This is a genomic window from Enterobacter sp. RHBSTW-00975 (assembly GCF_013615235.1).
In the GTDB taxonomy this organism is placed as follows: domain Bacteria; phylum Pseudomonadota; class Gammaproteobacteria; order Enterobacterales; family Enterobacteriaceae; genus Enterobacter; species Enterobacter ludwigii.
This window is the reverse complement of record NZ_CP055883.1, coordinates 1314424-1330047: the sequence shown is the minus strand read 5'-3', so window position 1 is coordinate 1330047 and position 15624 is coordinate 1314424. Positions and strand designations below refer to the sequence as shown.

Here is a 15624-nt window from a genome sequence, read left to right as displayed (position 1 = left end):
TCGCTATGGTTAGGGTTAAGCGTTGCTGCTGGCACTGTCACGGCAATATAATGAGAATTGTTATCATTCAATAAAGCTTATGAGGAGTACGATATGGCTGTAACTAAGCTGGTCCTGGTGCGTCATGGCGAAAGCCAGTGGAACAACGAAAACCGCTTTACCGGTTGGTACGACGTTGATCTGTCAGAAAAAGGCGTAAGCGAAGCAAAAGCAGCAGGTAAACTGCTGAAGGCTGAAGGCTTCAGCTTTGATTTTGCTTACACCTCTGTGCTGAAACGTGCCATCCATACACTGTGGAACGTTCTGGACGAACTGGATCAGGCCTGGCTGCCGGTTGAGAAATCCTGGAAACTGAACGAGCGTCACTACGGTGCGCTGCAGGGTCTGAACAAAGCGGAAACCGCTGAAAAATACGGTGACGAGCAGGTTAAACAGTGGCGTCGCGGCTTCGCGGTAACCCCCCCAGAGCTGACCAAAGATGACGAGCGCTACCCGGGCCACGACCCGCGTTACGCGAAACTGACGGATGCTGAGCTGCCAACGACCGAGAGCCTGGCGCTGACCATCGACCGCGTTGTGCCTTACTGGAACGAAACCATTCTGCCACGCCTGAAAAGCGGCGAGCGCGTGATCATCGCAGCTCACGGTAACTCCCTGCGTGCGCTGGTGAAATACCTGGACAACATGGGTGAAGACGAGATCCTCGAACTGAACATCCCAACTGGCGTTCCGCTGGTGTATGAGTTCGACGAAAACTTCAAACCAATCAAACATTACTATCTGGGCAACGCTGATGAGATCGCTGCAAAAGCCGCGGCTGTAGCGAACCAGGGTAAAGCGAAATAATTTTCGCTGGACATAAAAAAAGCGTGGAGCAATCCACGCTTTTTTATTTGGCTCCTGAAACTCAGCCGCGACGCGCTTTTACCGCATTCGCCAGCTGACGCAGAAGGGCATCCGTATCGTCCCAGCCGATGCAGGCGTCCGTGACGCTTTTACCGTAGACCAGCGGCTCGCTGCCTTCCAGATTCTGGTTACCTTCCACCAGATGGCTTTCGATCATCACGCCAATAATCGCGTTCTCACCGCCGGCAATCTGCTGACAAACATCGGCGCCGACTTCCATCTGCTTTTTAAACTGCTTGCTGGAGTTGGCATGGCTGAAGTCGATCATCACCTGTTGTGGCAGACCCGCTTTTTCCAGCCCGACCTTCACGTCTGCCACATGTTTTGCGCTGTAGTTCGGCTCTTTACCGCCACGCAGAATAATATGACAGTCACCGTTACCGCTGGTATTTACAATGGCGGAGTGACCCCATTTGGTGACGGACAGGAAGCAGTGCGGTGCCCCGGCGGCATTGATGGCGTCAATTGCCACCTTAATGGTGCCATCGGTACCGTTTTTAAAACCAACCGGACACGAGAGACCTGACGCCAGTTCGCGGTGAACCTGAGATTCTGTAGTACGCGCACCGATTGCGCCCCAGCTCATCAGATCCGCCAGATATTGCGGCGTAATCATGTCGAGGAACTCACCGGCAGCAGGCAAACCGCTGTCGTTGATCTCCAGCAGCAGTTTGCGCGCAATACGCAGACCGTCGTTGATCTGGAAACTGTTATCCATATGCGGGTCGTTAATCAGCCCTTTCCAGCCAACGGTCGTACGCGGCTTTTCAAAGTAAACACGCATGACAATTTCCAGCTCGCCTTGCAGTTCTTCGCGAAGCTGGAGCAATCTTGCTGCGTACTCTTTGGCCGCAGCAGGATCGTGAATTGAGCAAGGGCCAATCACCACCAGAAGACGATCGTCATTACCTTTCAGGATCTTATGGATCGCTTTACGAGCATGAGACACCGTGTTTGCGGCATTTTCAGTGGCGGGGAATTTCTCAAGGAGTGCTACAGGAGGTAATAACTCATTGATCTCTTTAATACGTAAATCGTCGTTCTGATAATTCATTTTCTTTCCAGCTCTGCCATATCTTTAGTAATGAAAGCAATCCTTTCAATCTAACTTGCCGACCAGAAAGTGTAAACACGGTTTTACACTTCACGCAGATAATTCCTGGAATTCACCTAAAAATCGCCACAAAATAGCGAAAAACGAGATCTAACCTAAGCTTTTTAACTGTAACAACCACTTTTGTTTGATTAAACGCGATTCCATACTGACGTAAGTCCGTATGACGGAATCTTTCGCCTCTGAAAAAGATGCACTGTTGGAAAATGTTATCCAGCGTAACGACAAGAACAGGAGCACCAAGATGAAAATGACGAAACTGGCAACCCTCTTCCTCACAGCCTCCCTCACCCTGGCAAGCGGCAGCGTCCTTGCCGCTGAGACGGGCTCAACAGATAACAACGGTGACGCGAATGCCGCGGCGGCGGCGGGACAGGTCGCCCCTGATGCAAAACAGAATATCGCCCCGAATAATGTCGATAACAGCCAGATCAATACCGGGAACACTAATACCGGAGGCACGATGTTGCATCCGGACAGTAGCGGCTCTGGCACCATGAATCATGACACGATGAGTACCGATGAGATGCATAAGAACACCATGTGCAAAGACGGTAAGTGTCCGAATTCGAATGACAAAGTGGGCGACGATGCCAATACCAAAACGGATGGCACAACCCAATAATCCGTGACGGATGTAAACGTAAAAGGAGAGCTCTGGCTCTCCTTTCTTTTTGGAGTAAGCCATTAAAAACGCTACACTAAAAACAATAACAAAAAGGAAAGCTGATATGGCGCACACGCATTCACACACCCCATCTCCTGGCGATGACAACGCTAAACGCCTTATGCTGGCCTTCGGCGTCACGGCAACGTTTATGGTTATCGAGGTCATTGGTGGCCTGGTTTCCGGCTCTCTGGCGCTTCTGGCGGATGCCGGACATATGCTTACCGATGCCGCCGCCCTGCTCTTTGCCCTGTTGGCCGTGCAGTTTGCCCGCCGTCCGCCTAACGCGCGTCATACCTTTGGCTGGCTGCGACTGACCACTCTGGCGGCGTTTGTTAACGCTATTGCTCTGGTGGTTATCACCCTTCTTATCGTCTGGGAAGCCATACAGCGCTTTCGTCACCCACATCCGGTCGCCGGAGCGACAATGATGGTTATCGCCGTAGCAGGTCTGCTGGCGAATCTTCTGGCGTTCTGGATTTTGCATCGCGGCAGCGGAGAAAAGAACCTCAACGTGCGCGCTGCGGCTCTGCATGTCATGGGCGATTTACTGGGTTCCGTCGGTGCTATTGTGGCCGCGCTGGTGATCCTTTATACCGGCTGGACGCCCGTCGACCCGATTCTGTCCGTGCTGGTATCGTGTCTGGTATTGCGCAGTGCCTGGCGGCTGCTGAAGGAGAGCGTGAATGAACTGCTTGAAGGGGCGCCGGCATCCGTGGACATTGCCGAGCTTAAACGCAACCTGCGTCGTTCCGTGCCCGAGGTGCGCAATGTGCATCATGTTCACGTCTGGCTGGTGGGTGAGAAACCCGTCATGACATTGCACGTCCAGGTGATCCCTACCCATGACCATGATGGCCTGCTTGAGCGCATCCAGCACTTTCTCGAACATCACTATGAGATTGGCCACGCCACCATCCAGATGGAGTACCAACCCTGTAACGGCCCGGACTGCCACCTGAACGAGGCGCAGTCCGGCCATTCACATCATCACCATCATTAGTTCGAAAGCGCGCGAGAGCCTCGCTCACGCGCGCTGTTAATCCACATCCGGCTCCCGTTCAGGGCAATGAAGGTCAGCAGCAGATACTCCAGCGACATCGCATAGACGCCCTGAAGTGCAAAAATAACCACGCTAATGACGTTAATGACGACCCAGAGCAGCCAGTTCTCAACGTATTTACGGGTCATCAGGATCATCGCCGCAATCGACAGCACCATCATGCAGGAGTCCCAGAACGGGAAAGCATCCGGCTGGAGTGATGGCATAGCGACATTCAGCCCGAGGCCAGACATGACCGACACCGCGACACGGGTCAGGAATGCAAACACCGGGTTGATATAGACGGTCATTAAACCAATGGCAACAACGCAGGCGACAAACCAGGCGATGGCTTTCGGTAAGGGCAGCCAGCGGATTTGCAGCTCTGCCTCCTGCTGGCTGTTCTGCCGCGACCACGCGTACCAACCGTAAATGTTCGCCGCAAAGAAGAACAACTGCAAAAGCAGGCTGGCGTACAGCTGGATCTGGAAGAAGATAATCGCAAAGAGCGTAACGTTAATTAACCCGAACGCGTAGTTGCTGATCTTCTCCAGGCTTGCCAGCCAGATACACAATAACCCAGCCAGCGTACCCACGGCCTCAATCCATGACAGGTCATAGCCACCTGCACCAATCGGTATATGAACCAGAATGTTCTGTGTGCTAAAAAAATCCATCTTTTCCCCAGGGCGTATTGAATTAAGTACGTAGTGTAGCCGCAAAATCCAGCATGCGGTTAAGCGGAATTAACGCACCTTCACGCAGAGCAGCATCCACATGGATTTCATGCGTTGCTCCGCCTTTCTCCAGCCCCTCAGCGATAGCTTTCAGGCCGTTCATCGCCATCCACGGGCAGTGCGCGCAGCTACGACACGTCGCCCCCTCGCCCGCCGTTGGTGCTTCAAGCAGCTCTTTCTCAGGCACGGCCTGCTGCATCTTATAGAAGATACCGCGGTCAGTTGCCACGATGAGCTGCTTATGCGGCAGCGTCCTGGCGGCATTGATAAGCTGGCTTGTGGATCCCACGGCATCCGCCATGTCGACAATGGACTGCGGTGATTCCGGATGAACAAGGATCGCAGCGTGCGGGTAAAGCGCCTTCATCCGAGAGAGCGCCTGCGTCTTAAATTCATCATGAACAATACAGGCACCCTGCCAGCAAAGCACGTCAGCGCCGGTCTGCTTCTGCACGTAATGACCGAGATGGCGGTCAGGTGCCCAGATGATTTTCTCGCCCAGGCTGTCCAGATGTTCAATCAGTTCAACGGCGATGCTTGACGTCACGACCCAGTCTGCCCGCGCTTTCACTGCGGCAGAGGTATTGGCATAGACCACCACGGTACGGTCCGGATGGGCATCGCAGAAGGCCGAGAACGCATCAATCGGACAGCCGAGGTCGAGTGAACACTCCGCATGTAGCGTTGGCATCAGAATGGTTTTTTCAGGGCTGAGAATCTTTGCGGTTTCACCCATAAAGCGAACGCCTGCGACCAGTAACGTGGAAGCAGGATGTCTGGCACCAAAGCGTGCCATCTCCAGAGAGTCAGAGATGCAGCCCCCGGTCTCTTCCGCCAGTTGCTGGATTTCCGGGTCGGTGTAGTAATGTGCAACCATCACTGCATCTCGCTCTTTGAGAAGACGTTTGATCTTCTCACGGTAAAACTGCTTCTCATCCTGACTCAGCGGGACAGGCTTTGGCGGGAAGGGATAGATTGCGGCTTCTGGATCAAACATCACGCTCATTATGGCTTCTCGTTTTACTGGCTTAACATTATTGCCTTTCTTTTGCATGACATAGCAAAACGGACGGCAAATGTGTTTTGTATACTAAACAAGATAGCGAATTTGCGAGAAAAAGTCACCGGAAATAGGTGTGCGTAGCACGCAGCGGGTGGCGACTTCGCCGGAGCCGACCTGCAAGGTCAAAATATGCGGAATACAGATAGCAAAAAAGCGCCTTTAGGGCGCTTTTTTACATTGGTGGGTCGTGCAGGATTCGAACCTGCGACCAATTGATTAAAAGTCAACTGCTCTACCAACTGAGCTAACGACCCCTTGCGGGATGTACTGCAACTCTATTCAGGCTGGTGGGTCGTGCAGGATTCGAACCTGCGACCAATTGATTAAAAGTCAACTGCTCTACCAACTGAGCTAACGACCCGCTTGGGTGTTGCCTGAATTTTTACTCATACCAATAACCTGGTGGGTCGTGCAGGATGACTCGGCTTCGCCTCGCCCTACGGGCTGTTGCTGTTGCAACGTTATCCTTCACGTTTAACATCTGAGTAAGACATTAAAATTGGTGGGTCGTGCAGGATTCGAACCTGCGACCAATTGATTAAAAGTCAACTGCTCTACCAACTGAGCTAACGACCCGGAGTGGTGGGTGATGACGGGCTCGAACCGCCGACCCCCTCCGTGTAAAGGAGATGCTCTACCAACTGAGCTAATCACCCACTCTGTACTACCGGAACTGCTTTAAGTGGTGGGTCGTGCAGGATTCGAACCTGCGACCAATTGATTAAAAGTCAACTGCTCTACCAACTGAGCTAACGACCCACTTTTACGCTGTTTTCACGTTGTTTGATATCCCGTGGCAACGGCGGCATATATTACTGATTTAAGAATTCAGCGCAACAAAAATTTCGATGAAGATCACTTAACTGCTTACGAATCATGCTGCACGACCAGAAATAACGCGATTTCTGGTCATGCGATAATCATCCCATCGAATTCAGACGTTTTTGCGCCTGCTTCGCACCTTCGGTGCCAGGGAATTTAGCAACCACCTGCTGATAAACCGCTTTCGCTTTCGCAGTGTCACCTTTGTCCTGCATGATGACGCCGACTTTAAACATCGCATCAGGCGCTTTTGGCGATTTCGGGTAATTTTTCACCACTGAGGCAAAATAAAACGCCGCATCGTCCTTTTTACCCTTGTTGTAATTCAGCTGACCCAGCCAATAATTTGCATTGGGCAGATAAGTGGAATCAGGGTATTTCTTCACAAAGTTCTGAAACGCAGCGATAGCGTCATCCTGACGAGATTGATCCTGTACCAGGGCAATGGCCGCGTTGTAGTCCGTATTCGCGTCACCGCTCTGAACAGGCGCTCCCGTCGAGGCCGAAGCATCTGCCGCAGGAGCAGGGGTCGACGTCGCCGCACCGCTCTGATCGCCTGCTGCTGGCTGCGCAGCTGCGCCACCGCTGCTGAGACTATCCATCTGCAGCAAGATTTGCTTCTGACGTTCCACAACCTGGTTAAGCTGATACTGGCTTTCCTGAATCTGACCACGGAGAGAGTCAATATCGTTTTGGTTGTCGGAAAGTTGTTGCTGGAGTTGGGTTAAAAGCTGACTGTGAGCGTTAGAAATACGCTCGAGTTGAGTGACCCGGTCTTCTACCGAGCCTGAGCCGACACTACTGATTGGTGCCTGAGCAAAAGCGGCCCAGGGGGCCGCTATTCCAACCAGTAACGACAGACTCAACAGATGATGTCTGAAGTTACTGCTCATGCAATTCTCTTAGTAAACCAGTACGGCACGACGGTTTTTGGAGTAAGCCGCTTCGTCGTGACCCAGTACTGCAGGTTTTTCTTTACCGTAAGAAACGATGGAGATCTGGTCAGCAGAAACGCCTTTACCCTGCAGGTACATTTTAACGGCGTTAGCACGACGTTCACCCAGGGAGATGTTGTACTCTGGAGTACCACGTTCGTCCGCGTGACCTTCTACGGTGACTTTGTAAGACGGGTTGCTACGCAGGAAGTTAGCGTGAGCATCCAGCATCGCAGCGAAGTCAGAACGGATGTCGTATTTATCCAGATCGAAGTAAACGATGTTGTTCTGCTGCAGCTGCTGCATCTGAAGACGCGCTTGCTCTTCAGAAGACATGTTGCCATTGCCATTCGCGTCCATACCGGTACCGGCACCCATCATGCCTTCGCCGCTCTGGTCATTGCTTGCATTCTTGTTAGAAGAACACGCTGCGATTGCCATTACAGGCAGAGCGATCATCAGCCCCTTCAGCACTTTGTTCAGTTGCATTTCTATGATTCCTTTAGTAATCAATTAATTATTATTTACAGATACGGCGACCAGGCAGGTGATTTTACCTGTCCATCAGTTGCCGGAATACGCGCTTTGAAACGCCCATCTGTAGAAACCAGATTCAGCACAGATCCCATCCCCTGAGAAGAGCTGTAGATTACCATAGTGCCGTTAGGTGCCAGACTTGGCGTTTCATCCAGGAACGTTGACGACAGAACTTGAACGCCACCCGCTACCAGATCTTGTTTGGCAATGTGCTGCTGCCCACCGTTGGAGCTGACCATTACCATAAATTTACCGTCGCTGCTCACATCTGCGTTTTGGTTCTGCGAACCTTCCCAGGTAATACGCTGTGGAGCACCGCCGTTGACGTTCACTTTATAGATTTGTGGACGACCTGCCTGGTCAGACGTAAATGCCAGGTTCTGGCTGTCCGGGAACCAGGACGGTTCGGTGTTGTTGCTGCGACCATCGGTCACCTGGCGAATTTGACCTGAGCCAATGTCCATCACGTACAGGTTCAGGCTACCGGTTTTAGAGAGCGCAAACGCCAGTTTGGTACCGTCCGGAGAGAACGAAGGCGCACCGTTGTGACGAGGGAACGATGCAACCTGGCGAACAGCACCGTTAGCCAGCGTCTGGATAACCAGCGCTGAACGACCGCTTTCGAAGGTAACATAAGCCAGTTTAGAACCGTCCGGAGACCAGGCTGGAGACATCAGCGGCTGAGAAGAACGTTTCACCAGGAACTGATTGTAACCATCGTAGTCAGATACGCGCAGCTCATACGGGAACTGACCGCCATTGGTCTGTACCACATAAGCAATACGGGTACGGAACGCACCTTTAATGCCGGTCAGTTTTTCAAATACCGCATCGCTGGCAGCGTGTGCCGCGTAGCGCAGGTACTGTTTAGTGACCTTGTAAGAGTTCTGTGCCAGAACGGTACCCGGTGCACCGCCGGTATCAACCAGTTGCCATGCAACGTTGTAAGAGCCGTCCGGGTTAGGTGTAACCTGACCAACAACGACAGCATCGATACCGAGTGCAGACCATGCGGCAGGCTGTACTTCCTGCGCGCTGCCCGGCTGCTGAGGCAGACGAGAACGATCTAATGGGTTGAATTTACCGCTGTTACGCAGGTCAGCCGCAACGATACCACCGGCATCTTCAGGCGCAGCGCCAGGACCGGCCCACTGGAACGGAACAACACCGATTGGGCGTGCCGAATCCACCCCCTGGGTGATCTCGATACGTACTTCTGCGTGCAGTACTGCTGCCCACAGCATTAAAAAACCAAATGCTACACGTAATGCCTGCTTCATCATATCTCCCTTATCCGGGTAACCTTACCCACGATAATTTAGCAGAATGTTAACAAACCCAAATAGACAAAACTACTAAACACTCGTTAGGACAATAGACTGTTTTTCATACTTCCGTAAGGACAGTCGATTACAGTTTAAAGTCCAGTTTGGCATCTTTTATCCGTTCATAAACAGCCTCACTAGGCGGTTTAGGAATGTTCGCCGACCTTGCAGCGGCCAATGCTGCCTGACAAAGCGCAGGATCGCCCCCTTCAGAGGTCACGCTTTTCAACCTACCGTCTGGCGCAAGGTTGATATGCAGTACACATTGTTTGCCCTGATAGATGCTTGCATCAAACAGGCGGTTCTGAATCGCAACCTGGATTTGCTTAGCATAAGCGCTGATATCAGCACCCGTCGTCCCACCATTGGCACCAGAAGTACCACTGTCTTTAGAGGGCTGACCACTGCCTTTCGCACCACCGCCCGCTTTCGGCGCATTCTTACCAGAACTCAGGTCGCCCAGGAGATCGTCAACGCCAGCGGCATCCGCGGCTTTCTCAGCGGCGGCCGCTTTTTTGGCGGCGGCTTTCTCTGCAGCTGCTTTCTTATCGGCAGCGGCTTTTTCTGCTGCAGCTTTTTTGTCAGCAGCTGCTTTCTCGGCGGCGGCTTTCTTCTCTGCTGCGGCTTTTTCAGCAGCGGCCGCTTTTTCTGCTGCAGCCTTCTCGGCAGCAGCCGCTTTCTTCGCAGCATCGGCAGCAGCTTTCTTCTCTGCTTCCTGAGCGGCTTTCTTCGCGGCTTCCGCTTCAGCTTTTTTCTGAGCATCAGCAGCAGCTTTTTTTGCCGCTTCCGCTTCAGCTTTCTTCTGAGCATCAGCAGCGGCTTTCTTCGCCGCTTCGGCTTCAGCTTTCTTCTGAGCATCGGCTGCGGCTTTCTTCGCCGCTTCCGCCGCTAATTTTGCCTGAGCATCAGCTTGTGCTTTCGCGTCCGCCGCGGCTTTGGCTGCCGCCTCTTCCGCCTGCTTCTGCTGTTCCTGAGCTTTCTTCGCGGCCTCTTCAGCTTGCTTCTGCTGTTCCGCCTGCTCTTTCGCCGCTTCCTGCGCCTGCAAACGTTCTTTCTCAAGCTGCTTCAGTCGCTCCTGCTCAGCGGCCTGCTTTTCACGCAGTTCTTCCGCTTGCTGTTGCGCCTGTTTTTCACGCTGCTCTTCAGCCCGTTTTGCACTCGCCTTCTGCTGTTGCTCGCGGTTATAGTTCTGCACTACCGCACCGGGATCCACCATGACGGCGTCAATGGAAGAGCCTCCACCGCCGCCCGATGATGCATCAATGTGCTCGTCGAACGAACTCCAGATCAGCACTGCAAAAAGAATAACGTGCAGCACTGCGGAGACGATTATCGCTCGCTTAAGCTTGTCGTTCTGTTCGGTTGCCTTTGACACTATCGGTTCCCAAAAACTACGCAGATGATCAAATAGGCTGAGTCATTAAGCCAACTGACTTAACGCCCGCGCTATGTAGCAAGTTCAGCGCTTTAATAATTTCATCGTATGGTACGTCTTTCGCGCCACCGATTAAGAAGACCGTTTTCGGATTTGACTCCAGGCGTCGCTGCGCTTCAGCAATAACCTGCTCAGGTGGCAGTTGATCCATACGATCTTTTTCTACCACTACGCTGTATTGCCCTACACCGGAAACCTCAATGATGACCGGAGGATCGTCATTGGTGCTTACCGCCTGTGATTCTGTCGCATCCGGCAGATCAACCTCCACGCTCTGGGTAATGATGGGTGCTGTCGCCATGAAGATCAGCAGCAGTACCAACAGAACGTCCAGCAGTGGAACGATATTGATTTCGGACTTGAGCTCGCGACGATTTCGTCCACGCGATCTGGCCATGGTTTACCCCTTGTTACTCTCGGTACTGGTAAACGCCTGACGGTGCAGAATCGCGGTGAACTCTTCCATAAAGTTGTCGTAGTTCAGTTCCAGTTTATTCACGCGCTGGTTCAGACGGTTGTAAGCCATAACCGCCGGGATCGCCGCAAACAGACCGATAGCGGTCGCAATCAGTGCTTCTGCAATACCCGGGGCTACCATCTGCAACGTCGCCTGCTTCACCGCCCCCAGGGCGATAAAGGCGTGCATAATCCCCCAGACCGTACCAAACAGACCGATATACGGGCTGATGGAACCAACGGTCCCCAGGAAAGGAATATGCGTTTCAAGGTTTTCCAGCTCGCGATTCATGGAGATACGCATCGCACGCGAGGCACCTTCCACAACCGCTTCGGGCGCGTGGCTGTTTGCGCGATGCAAACGAGCAAACTCTTTGAATCCGCTATAGAAAATCTGTTCGGAGCCTACGAGGTTATCACGGCGTCCCTGGCTTTCCTGATACAGACGAGAAAGCTCAATACCCGACCAGAACTTATCTTCAAACGCTTCTGCTTCACGGCCAGCCGCATTGAGGATACGCGTTCTCTGGATGATGATGGCCCAGGATGCGATTGAAAAACCAATCAAAATCAACATGATAAGTTTAACCAGAAGGCTTGCCTTCAGGAACAAATCAAGGATATTCATGTCAGTCACTGCTTAAACTCCGCGACAATAGACTTAGGAAGCGCACGAGGCTTCATTATGGTTGGATCAACACAGACGATCAGGACTTCAGCTGAGTTCAGTACCGTATTTTCTGCATTGACTATCCGCTGCGTGAAAACCATTGAGGTTCCGCGCATTGATGTAATTTCAGTTTGGACTTCGAGCATATCGTCGAGTCTGGCAGGCGCAAAATACTCAAGCGTCATCTTGCGAACCACGAAGGCAACTCGCTCAGCCAACAGCTCCTGTTGACTAAAGTGATGATGGCGCAGCATCTCTGTGCGTGCCCGTTCATAAAAAGCAACGTAGCTGGCGTGGTAAACCACACCCCCGGCATCGGTATCTTCGTAATAGACACGAACCGGCCATCGAAACAGCGTTGTATTCACTTTACATCCCGGTAATGCAACAAAAGTTAGAGCTTTTAAACTTCGCTACTATACGCGCGGGAAAGATGGTTTGGAATGGGAGAAAGTAAACGGAGAGTAAATTTTTATGGGCCAGGGTAAGCCCATATCATTAACGGACATTTCTTATTCAGAAGAAGAAGAAAATCAAGCCAGCGAGAAGCACCAGATCGGCGATAAGTGGACAGAAAATCCCCTGCCAGTGCAGCGCTTTCGGACGAAAGCCTACGCCGTGGATCACACCTGCGCACACCGCCCACATAATGAGGAAGCCGTGCCAGATCTCAAGCTCGCTGGTCTTCGCTGCAAAGCGCGAAGGGTCCCAGAAGATACAACCTGCCAGCAGTAATGCCATCACTAAAGAAAGCGCCCTTAACGGGCGCTTATCCATTACCGCGTAAAGCGTCGCGATAATGTTCATTAGTGTTTGTCTTCACCTGCTTTAGACGCTTCGACGTGCTCAAGCGCCAGGGCAGTAATGACACCAAATGCACAGGCAAGAAGCGTCCCTAAAATCCATGCGAAATACCACATATTCAGCTCCTTACTTAGTACAGAGAATGAGTGTTGCTTTCAATATCTTCTTTCGTGATACGACCGAACATTTTCCAGTAACACCAGGCGGTGTACAGCAGGATAATCGGTACGAACACGCAAGCAACATACGTCATCAGGTTAAGCGTCAGCTGGCTGGACGTTGCATCCCACATGGTCAGGCTTGCATTCATCATCGTGCTGGACGGCATGACGAATGGGAACATCGCGATACCTGCAGTCAGAATAATGCACGCCAGCGTCAGTGAGGAAAATACAAATGCCAGGGCACCTTTTTCCAGACGTGACGTCAGTATCGTCAGCAGCGGCAGCAACACACCCAGTGCCGGAATAGCCCACAGAACAGGCATATTATTGAAGTTCACCAGCCACGCGCCAGCCTGACGCGCCACTTCTTTCGTCAGCGGGTTAGACGGTGCCGTGTGGTTCATTGCAGACGTAATGACATAACCGTCGATACCGTACATCACCCATACGCCGGCCAGTGCGAAGCACACCAGGGTAATAAGCGCAGCAACCTGCGCCGTTGCACGAGAGCGAAGATGCAGTTCACCTACGGTACGCATCTGCAGATAGGTCGCACCCTGGGTAATGATCATTGCCACACTCACCACGCCTGCCAGCAGACCAAACGGATTCAGCAGCTGGAAGAAGTTACCGGTGTAGTAAAGACGCATGTATTCATCGATGTGGAACGGTACACCCTGCAGCAGGTTACCGAACGCCACGCCAATCACTAGCGGTGGAACGAAGCTACCAATGAAGATGCCCCAGTCCCACATGTTGCGCCAGCGGGTGTCTTCAATCTTGGAACGGTAGTCGAAACCAACCGGACGGAAGAATAAAGAAGCCAGCACCAGAATCATCGCCACATAGAAACCGGAGAACGCAGCCGCGTAGACCATCGGCCAGGCAGCGAACAGCGCGCCGCCTGCGGTGATCAGCCACACCTGGTTACCGTCCCAGTGCGGGGCGATGGAGTTAATCATGATTCGACGCTCGGTGTCATTACGACCGAGGAAACGGGTGAGCATCCCCACCCCCATGTCGAAACCGTCAGTGACTGCGAAACCGATCAGCAGAATACCGACCAGCAGCCACCAGATAAAACGCAATACTTCATAATCGATCATTTGATGACTCCTGTCTTAGCGTGCCGGCTGAGTAGTCGCACCGGACTGCTCGTAATGATAGCGACCGGTTTTCAGGCTGCTTGGGCCAAGGCGCGCGAACTTGAACATCAGGAACAGTTCAGCCACCAGGAACAGGGTGTACAGACCACAAATCAGCAGCATGGAGAAGATCAGATCGCCTGCAGTCAGAGAGGAGTTCGCTACCGCCGTTGGCAGCACCTCACCGATCGCCCATGGCTGACGGCCATATTCCGCAACAAACCAGCCGGATTCGATAGCAATCCACGGCAGTGGAATACCATACAGCGCGGTACGCAGCAGCCATTTTTTCTCACCGATGCGGTTACGAATCACGGACCAGAAGGACGCCGCAATGATCAGCAGCATGATGATGCCGCAGCCCACCATGATACGGAATGCGAAGTACAGTGGCGCCACGCGTGGAATGGAGTCTTTGGTCGCCATCTGGATTTGCGCTTCCGTCGCGTCGGAGACGTTCGGGGTATAGCGTTTCAGCAGCAGACCGTAACCCAGATCTTTCTTCACATCGTTGAACTGGTCACGCACGGCCTGGTCGGTAGAACCCGCACGCAGCTGCTCCAGCAGCGCGTAAGCTTTCATACCGTTACGGATACGGCCTTCATGCTGCACCATCAGCTCTTTCAGACCCGTCACCTGCTTGTCGACGGAGCGGGTAGCAATGATGCCGAGCGCGTAAGGAATTTGAATGGCGAAGCGGTTTTCCTGTGCATCCTGGTCGGGAACACCGAACAGAGTAAAGGCAGCAGGCGCGGGTTGGGTTTCCCATTCGGCTTCGATAGCGGCCAGTTTGGTTTTCTGCACGTCACCCATTTCGTAACCGGATTCATCACCCAGCACGATAACAGAGAGGATTGCAGCCATACCGAAGCTTGCAGCGATAGCAAAGGAGCGCTTAGCAAACGCGAAGTCACGACCACGCAGCATGTAATAAGAGCTGATGCCCAGTACAAACATCGCGCCGCACACATAGCCAGACGCCACGGTGTGAACGAATTTAACCTGTGCGACCGGGTTCAGCACCAGCTCGGCAAAGCTGACCATCTCCATACGCATAGTTTCGAAGTTGAAATCAGATGCGATAGGGTTCTGCATCCAGCCGTTCGCGACCAGGATCCACAGTGCGGACAGGTTCGAACCGAGTGCCACCAGCCAGGTCACCGCCATATGCTGGACTTTGCCCAGACGGTCCCAACCGAAGAAGAACAGACCTACAAAGGTGGATTCGAGGAAGAAGGCCATCAGACCTTCAATGGCCAGCGGCGCACCGAAGATATCCCCAACGTAGTGAGAATAGTAAGACCAGTTAGTCCCGAACTGGAACTCCATGGTCAAACCGGTAGCCACGCCCAGTGCAAAGTTGATACCAAACAACTTGCCCCAGAACTTGGTCATATCTTTATAAATCTGTTTGCCGGAGAGGACGTAGACCGTTTCCATGATGGCCAGCAGGAACGCCATACCGAGCGTTAGTGGCACAAACAGGAAGTGGTACATCGCGGTCAAGGCAAACTGTAAGCGCGACAGTTCGACTATATCTAACATCATGACTCCTTGCTCATCGCATGAAGACTCCGAGAGTGAACCCCGTTAGAAAAGGATTCACACACATGCCCCAATACAAATTATTCGCATCCATGTCGTCGCGCTTAGCCTGAGAAAGGATAAAAGCAATGACGATAGGTTACAAATACGTTAATAAAAAACTCAAATTGATCCCGCAAATATAATACGCTGCAAAACCCTTACAATAAACAGGTTTTTATTGAATCACATTTACGTTTTTCGACGGCGATCAATTT

17 protein-coding genes and 5 tRNA genes are annotated in these 15624 nt (G+C 52.4%); 3 read left to right on the top strand and 19 right to left on the bottom strand.

Translation table 11 applies throughout. The features are described from left to right. Positions 1–93 precede the first annotated feature (93 nt). Positions 94–846, top strand: a complete 753-nt coding sequence (gene gpmA, locus HV340_RS06420) for a 2,3-diphosphoglycerate-dependent phosphoglycerate mutase (RefSeq protein WP_020884954.1) — start codon at positions 94–96, stop codon at positions 844–846. Positions 847–907: 61 nt separating this feature from the next. On the opposite strand, the gene aroG is transcribed toward gpmA, so the two are convergent. Further along, positions 908–1960 carry a 3-deoxy-7-phosphoheptulonate synthase AroG gene (gene aroG / locus HV340_RS06415; protein WP_014169194.1) on the bottom strand — a complete coding sequence of 351 codons (1053 nt, stop codon included), beginning with the start codon at positions 1958–1960 and terminating at the stop codon, positions 908–910. Between the two features lie 304 nt (positions 1961–2264). Between aroG and HV340_RS06410 the strand changes: the two genes are divergently transcribed. Both HV340_RS06410 and zitB read left to right on the top strand, forming a co-directional pair. After that, positions 2265–2645: a YbgS-like family protein gene (locus tag HV340_RS06410; protein ID WP_025204646.1), complete on the top strand. Its 381-nt coding sequence runs from the start codon at positions 2265–2267 to the stop codon at positions 2643–2645. 106 nt (positions 2646–2751) lie between these two features. Beyond that, a complete protein-coding gene (gene zitB, locus HV340_RS06405) occupies positions 2752–3690 on the top strand; it encodes a CDF family zinc transporter ZitB (RefSeq protein WP_059305883.1) in 939 nt (312 codons plus the stop codon). On the opposite strand, the gene pnuC is transcribed toward zitB, so the two are convergent. From pnuC to cydA, 18 genes are all read right to left on the bottom strand, one after another. Further along, entirely contained in the window at positions 3687–4406 is a 720-nt protein-coding gene (gene pnuC / locus HV340_RS06400; RefSeq protein ID WP_020884957.1) for a nicotinamide riboside transporter PnuC, read from the bottom strand. The two genes, zitB and pnuC, sit on opposite strands and share 4 nt — an antisense overlap. A gap of 22 nt (positions 4407–4428) precedes the next feature. Further along, positions 4429–5472 carry a quinolinate synthase NadA gene (gene nadA, locus HV340_RS06395; RefSeq protein ID WP_050737376.1) on the bottom strand — a complete coding sequence of 348 codons (1044 nt, stop codon included), beginning with the start codon at positions 5470–5472 and terminating at the stop codon, positions 4429–4431. Positions 5473–5707: 235 nt separating this feature from the next. Then, a tRNA-Lys gene (locus HV340_RS06390) sits at positions 5708–5783 on the bottom strand. 31 nt (positions 5784–5814) lie between these two features. Next, a tRNA-Lys gene (locus tag HV340_RS06385) sits at positions 5815–5890 on the bottom strand. Between the two features lie 139 nt (positions 5891–6029). Then, positions 6030–6105: transfer RNA gene (locus HV340_RS06380), tRNA-Lys, on the bottom strand. Positions 6106–6109: 4 nt separating this feature from the next. Beyond that, positions 6110–6185: transfer RNA gene (locus HV340_RS06375), tRNA-Val, on the bottom strand. A gap of 27 nt (positions 6186–6212) precedes the next feature. Further along, positions 6213–6288: transfer RNA gene (locus tag HV340_RS06370), tRNA-Lys, on the bottom strand. Positions 6289–6449: 161 nt separating this feature from the next. Then, positions 6450–7244: a cell division protein CpoB gene (gene cpoB / locus HV340_RS06365; RefSeq protein WP_040016950.1), complete on the bottom strand. Its 795-nt coding sequence runs from the start codon at positions 7242–7244 to the stop codon at positions 6450–6452. Positions 7245–7253: 9 nt separating this feature from the next. Continuing rightward, positions 7254–7775 (bottom strand): peptidoglycan-associated lipoprotein Pal, encoded by a 522-nt coding sequence (gene pal / locus HV340_RS06360; protein WP_003858578.1) that lies wholly within the window; start codon positions 7773–7775, stop codon positions 7254–7256. A 35-nt stretch (positions 7776–7810) separates the two neighbouring features. Beyond that, entirely contained in the window at positions 7811–9103 is a 1293-nt protein-coding gene (gene tolB / locus HV340_RS06355; protein ID WP_025204648.1) for a Tol-Pal system beta propeller repeat protein TolB, read from the bottom strand. Between the two features lie 130 nt (positions 9104–9233). Next, positions 9234–10523, bottom strand: a complete 1290-nt coding sequence (gene tolA / locus HV340_RS06350; protein WP_047955237.1) for a cell envelope integrity protein TolA — start codon at positions 10521–10523, stop codon at positions 9234–9236. 28 nt (positions 10524–10551) lie between these two features. Then, the gene (gene tolR, locus HV340_RS06345) at positions 10552–10980 is read right to left on the bottom strand and encodes a colicin uptake protein TolR (RefSeq protein WP_014169185.1); all 429 of its coding nucleotides are present in this window, start codon (positions 10978–10980) and stop codon (positions 10552–10554) included. 3 nt (positions 10981–10983) lie between these two features. Next, entirely contained in the window at positions 10984–11676 is a 693-nt protein-coding gene (gene tolQ, locus HV340_RS06340) for a Tol-Pal system protein TolQ (RefSeq protein WP_014169184.1), read from the bottom strand. Then, positions 11673–12077 (bottom strand): tol-pal system-associated acyl-CoA thioesterase, encoded by a 405-nt coding sequence (gene ybgC / locus HV340_RS06335; protein WP_014169183.1) that lies wholly within the window; start codon positions 12075–12077, stop codon positions 11673–11675. Before ybgC ends, tolQ begins: the two co-directional genes overlap by 4 nt. A 148-nt stretch (positions 12078–12225) precedes the next feature. After that, positions 12226–12516 (bottom strand): cyd operon protein YbgE, encoded by a 291-nt coding sequence (gene ybgE / locus HV340_RS06330; protein WP_020884961.1) that lies wholly within the window; start codon positions 12514–12516, stop codon positions 12226–12228. Then, positions 12516–12629, bottom strand: coding sequence for a cytochrome bd-I oxidase subunit CydX (cydX, locus tag HV340_RS06325; RefSeq protein ID WP_014169181.1), 114 nt, complete (start codon positions 12627–12629; stop codon positions 12516–12518). The genes ybgE and cydX overlap by 1 nt, the downstream gene beginning before the upstream one ends. A gap of 14 nt (positions 12630–12643) precedes the next feature. Next, complete coding sequence (cydB, locus tag HV340_RS06320; RefSeq protein ID WP_047357115.1) at positions 12644–13783, bottom strand: cytochrome d ubiquinol oxidase subunit II; 1140 nt, start codon at positions 13781–13783, stop codon at positions 12644–12646. A gap of 15 nt (positions 13784–13798) precedes the next feature. Next, positions 13799–15367, bottom strand: coding sequence for a cytochrome ubiquinol oxidase subunit I (cydA, locus tag HV340_RS06315; protein WP_020884962.1), 1569 nt, complete (start codon positions 15365–15367; stop codon positions 13799–13801). Positions 15368–15624 lie beyond the last annotated feature (257 nt).

Excerpts from the sequence above, each read along its gene's own strand:
- gpmA (WP_020884954.1), top strand. The coding sequence starts at position 94 with ATGGCTGTAACTAAGCTGGTCCTGGTGCGTCATGGCGAAAGCCAGTGG.
- aroG (WP_014169194.1), bottom strand. The coding sequence starts at position 1,960 with ATGAATTATCAGAACGACGATTTACGTATTAAAGAGATCAATGAGTTA.
- HV340_RS06410 (WP_025204646.1), top strand. The coding sequence starts at position 2,265 with ATGAAAATGACGAAACTGGCAACCCTCTTCCTCACAGCCTCCCTCACC.
- zitB (WP_059305883.1), top strand. The coding sequence starts at position 2,752 with ATGGCGCACACGCATTCACACACCCCATCTCCTGGCGATGACAACGCT.
- pnuC (WP_020884957.1), bottom strand. The coding sequence starts at position 4,406 with ATGGATTTTTTTAGCACACAGAACATTCTGGTTCATATACCGATTGGT.
- nadA (WP_050737376.1), bottom strand. The coding sequence starts at position 5,472 with ATGAGCGTGATGTTTGATCCAGAAGCCGCAATCTATCCCTTCCCGCCA.
- cpoB (WP_040016950.1), bottom strand. The coding sequence starts at position 7,244 with ATGAGCAGTAACTTCAGACATCATCTGTTGAGTCTGTCGTTACTGGTT.
- pal (WP_003858578.1), bottom strand. The coding sequence starts at position 7,775 with ATGCAACTGAACAAAGTGCTGAAGGGGCTGATGATCGCTCTGCCTGTA.
- tolB (WP_025204648.1), bottom strand. The coding sequence starts at position 9,103 with ATGAAGCAGGCATTACGTGTAGCATTTGGTTTTTTAATGCTGTGGGCA.
- tolR (WP_014169185.1), bottom strand. The coding sequence starts at position 10,980 with ATGGCCAGATCGCGTGGACGAAATCGTCGCGAGCTCAAGTCCGAAATC.
- ybgE (WP_020884961.1), bottom strand. The coding sequence starts at position 12,516 with ATGAACATTATCGCGACGCTTTACGCGGTAATGGATAAGCGCCCGTTA.
- cydX (WP_014169181.1), bottom strand. The coding sequence starts at position 12,629 with ATGTGGTATTTCGCATGGATTTTAGGGACGCTTCTTGCCTGTGCATTT.
- cydB (WP_047357115.1), bottom strand. The coding sequence starts at position 13,783 with ATGATCGATTATGAAGTATTGCGTTTTATCTGGTGGCTGCTGGTCGGT.
- cydA (WP_020884962.1), bottom strand. The coding sequence starts at position 15,367 with ATGTTAGATATAGTCGAACTGTCGCGCTTACAGTTTGCCTTGACCGCG.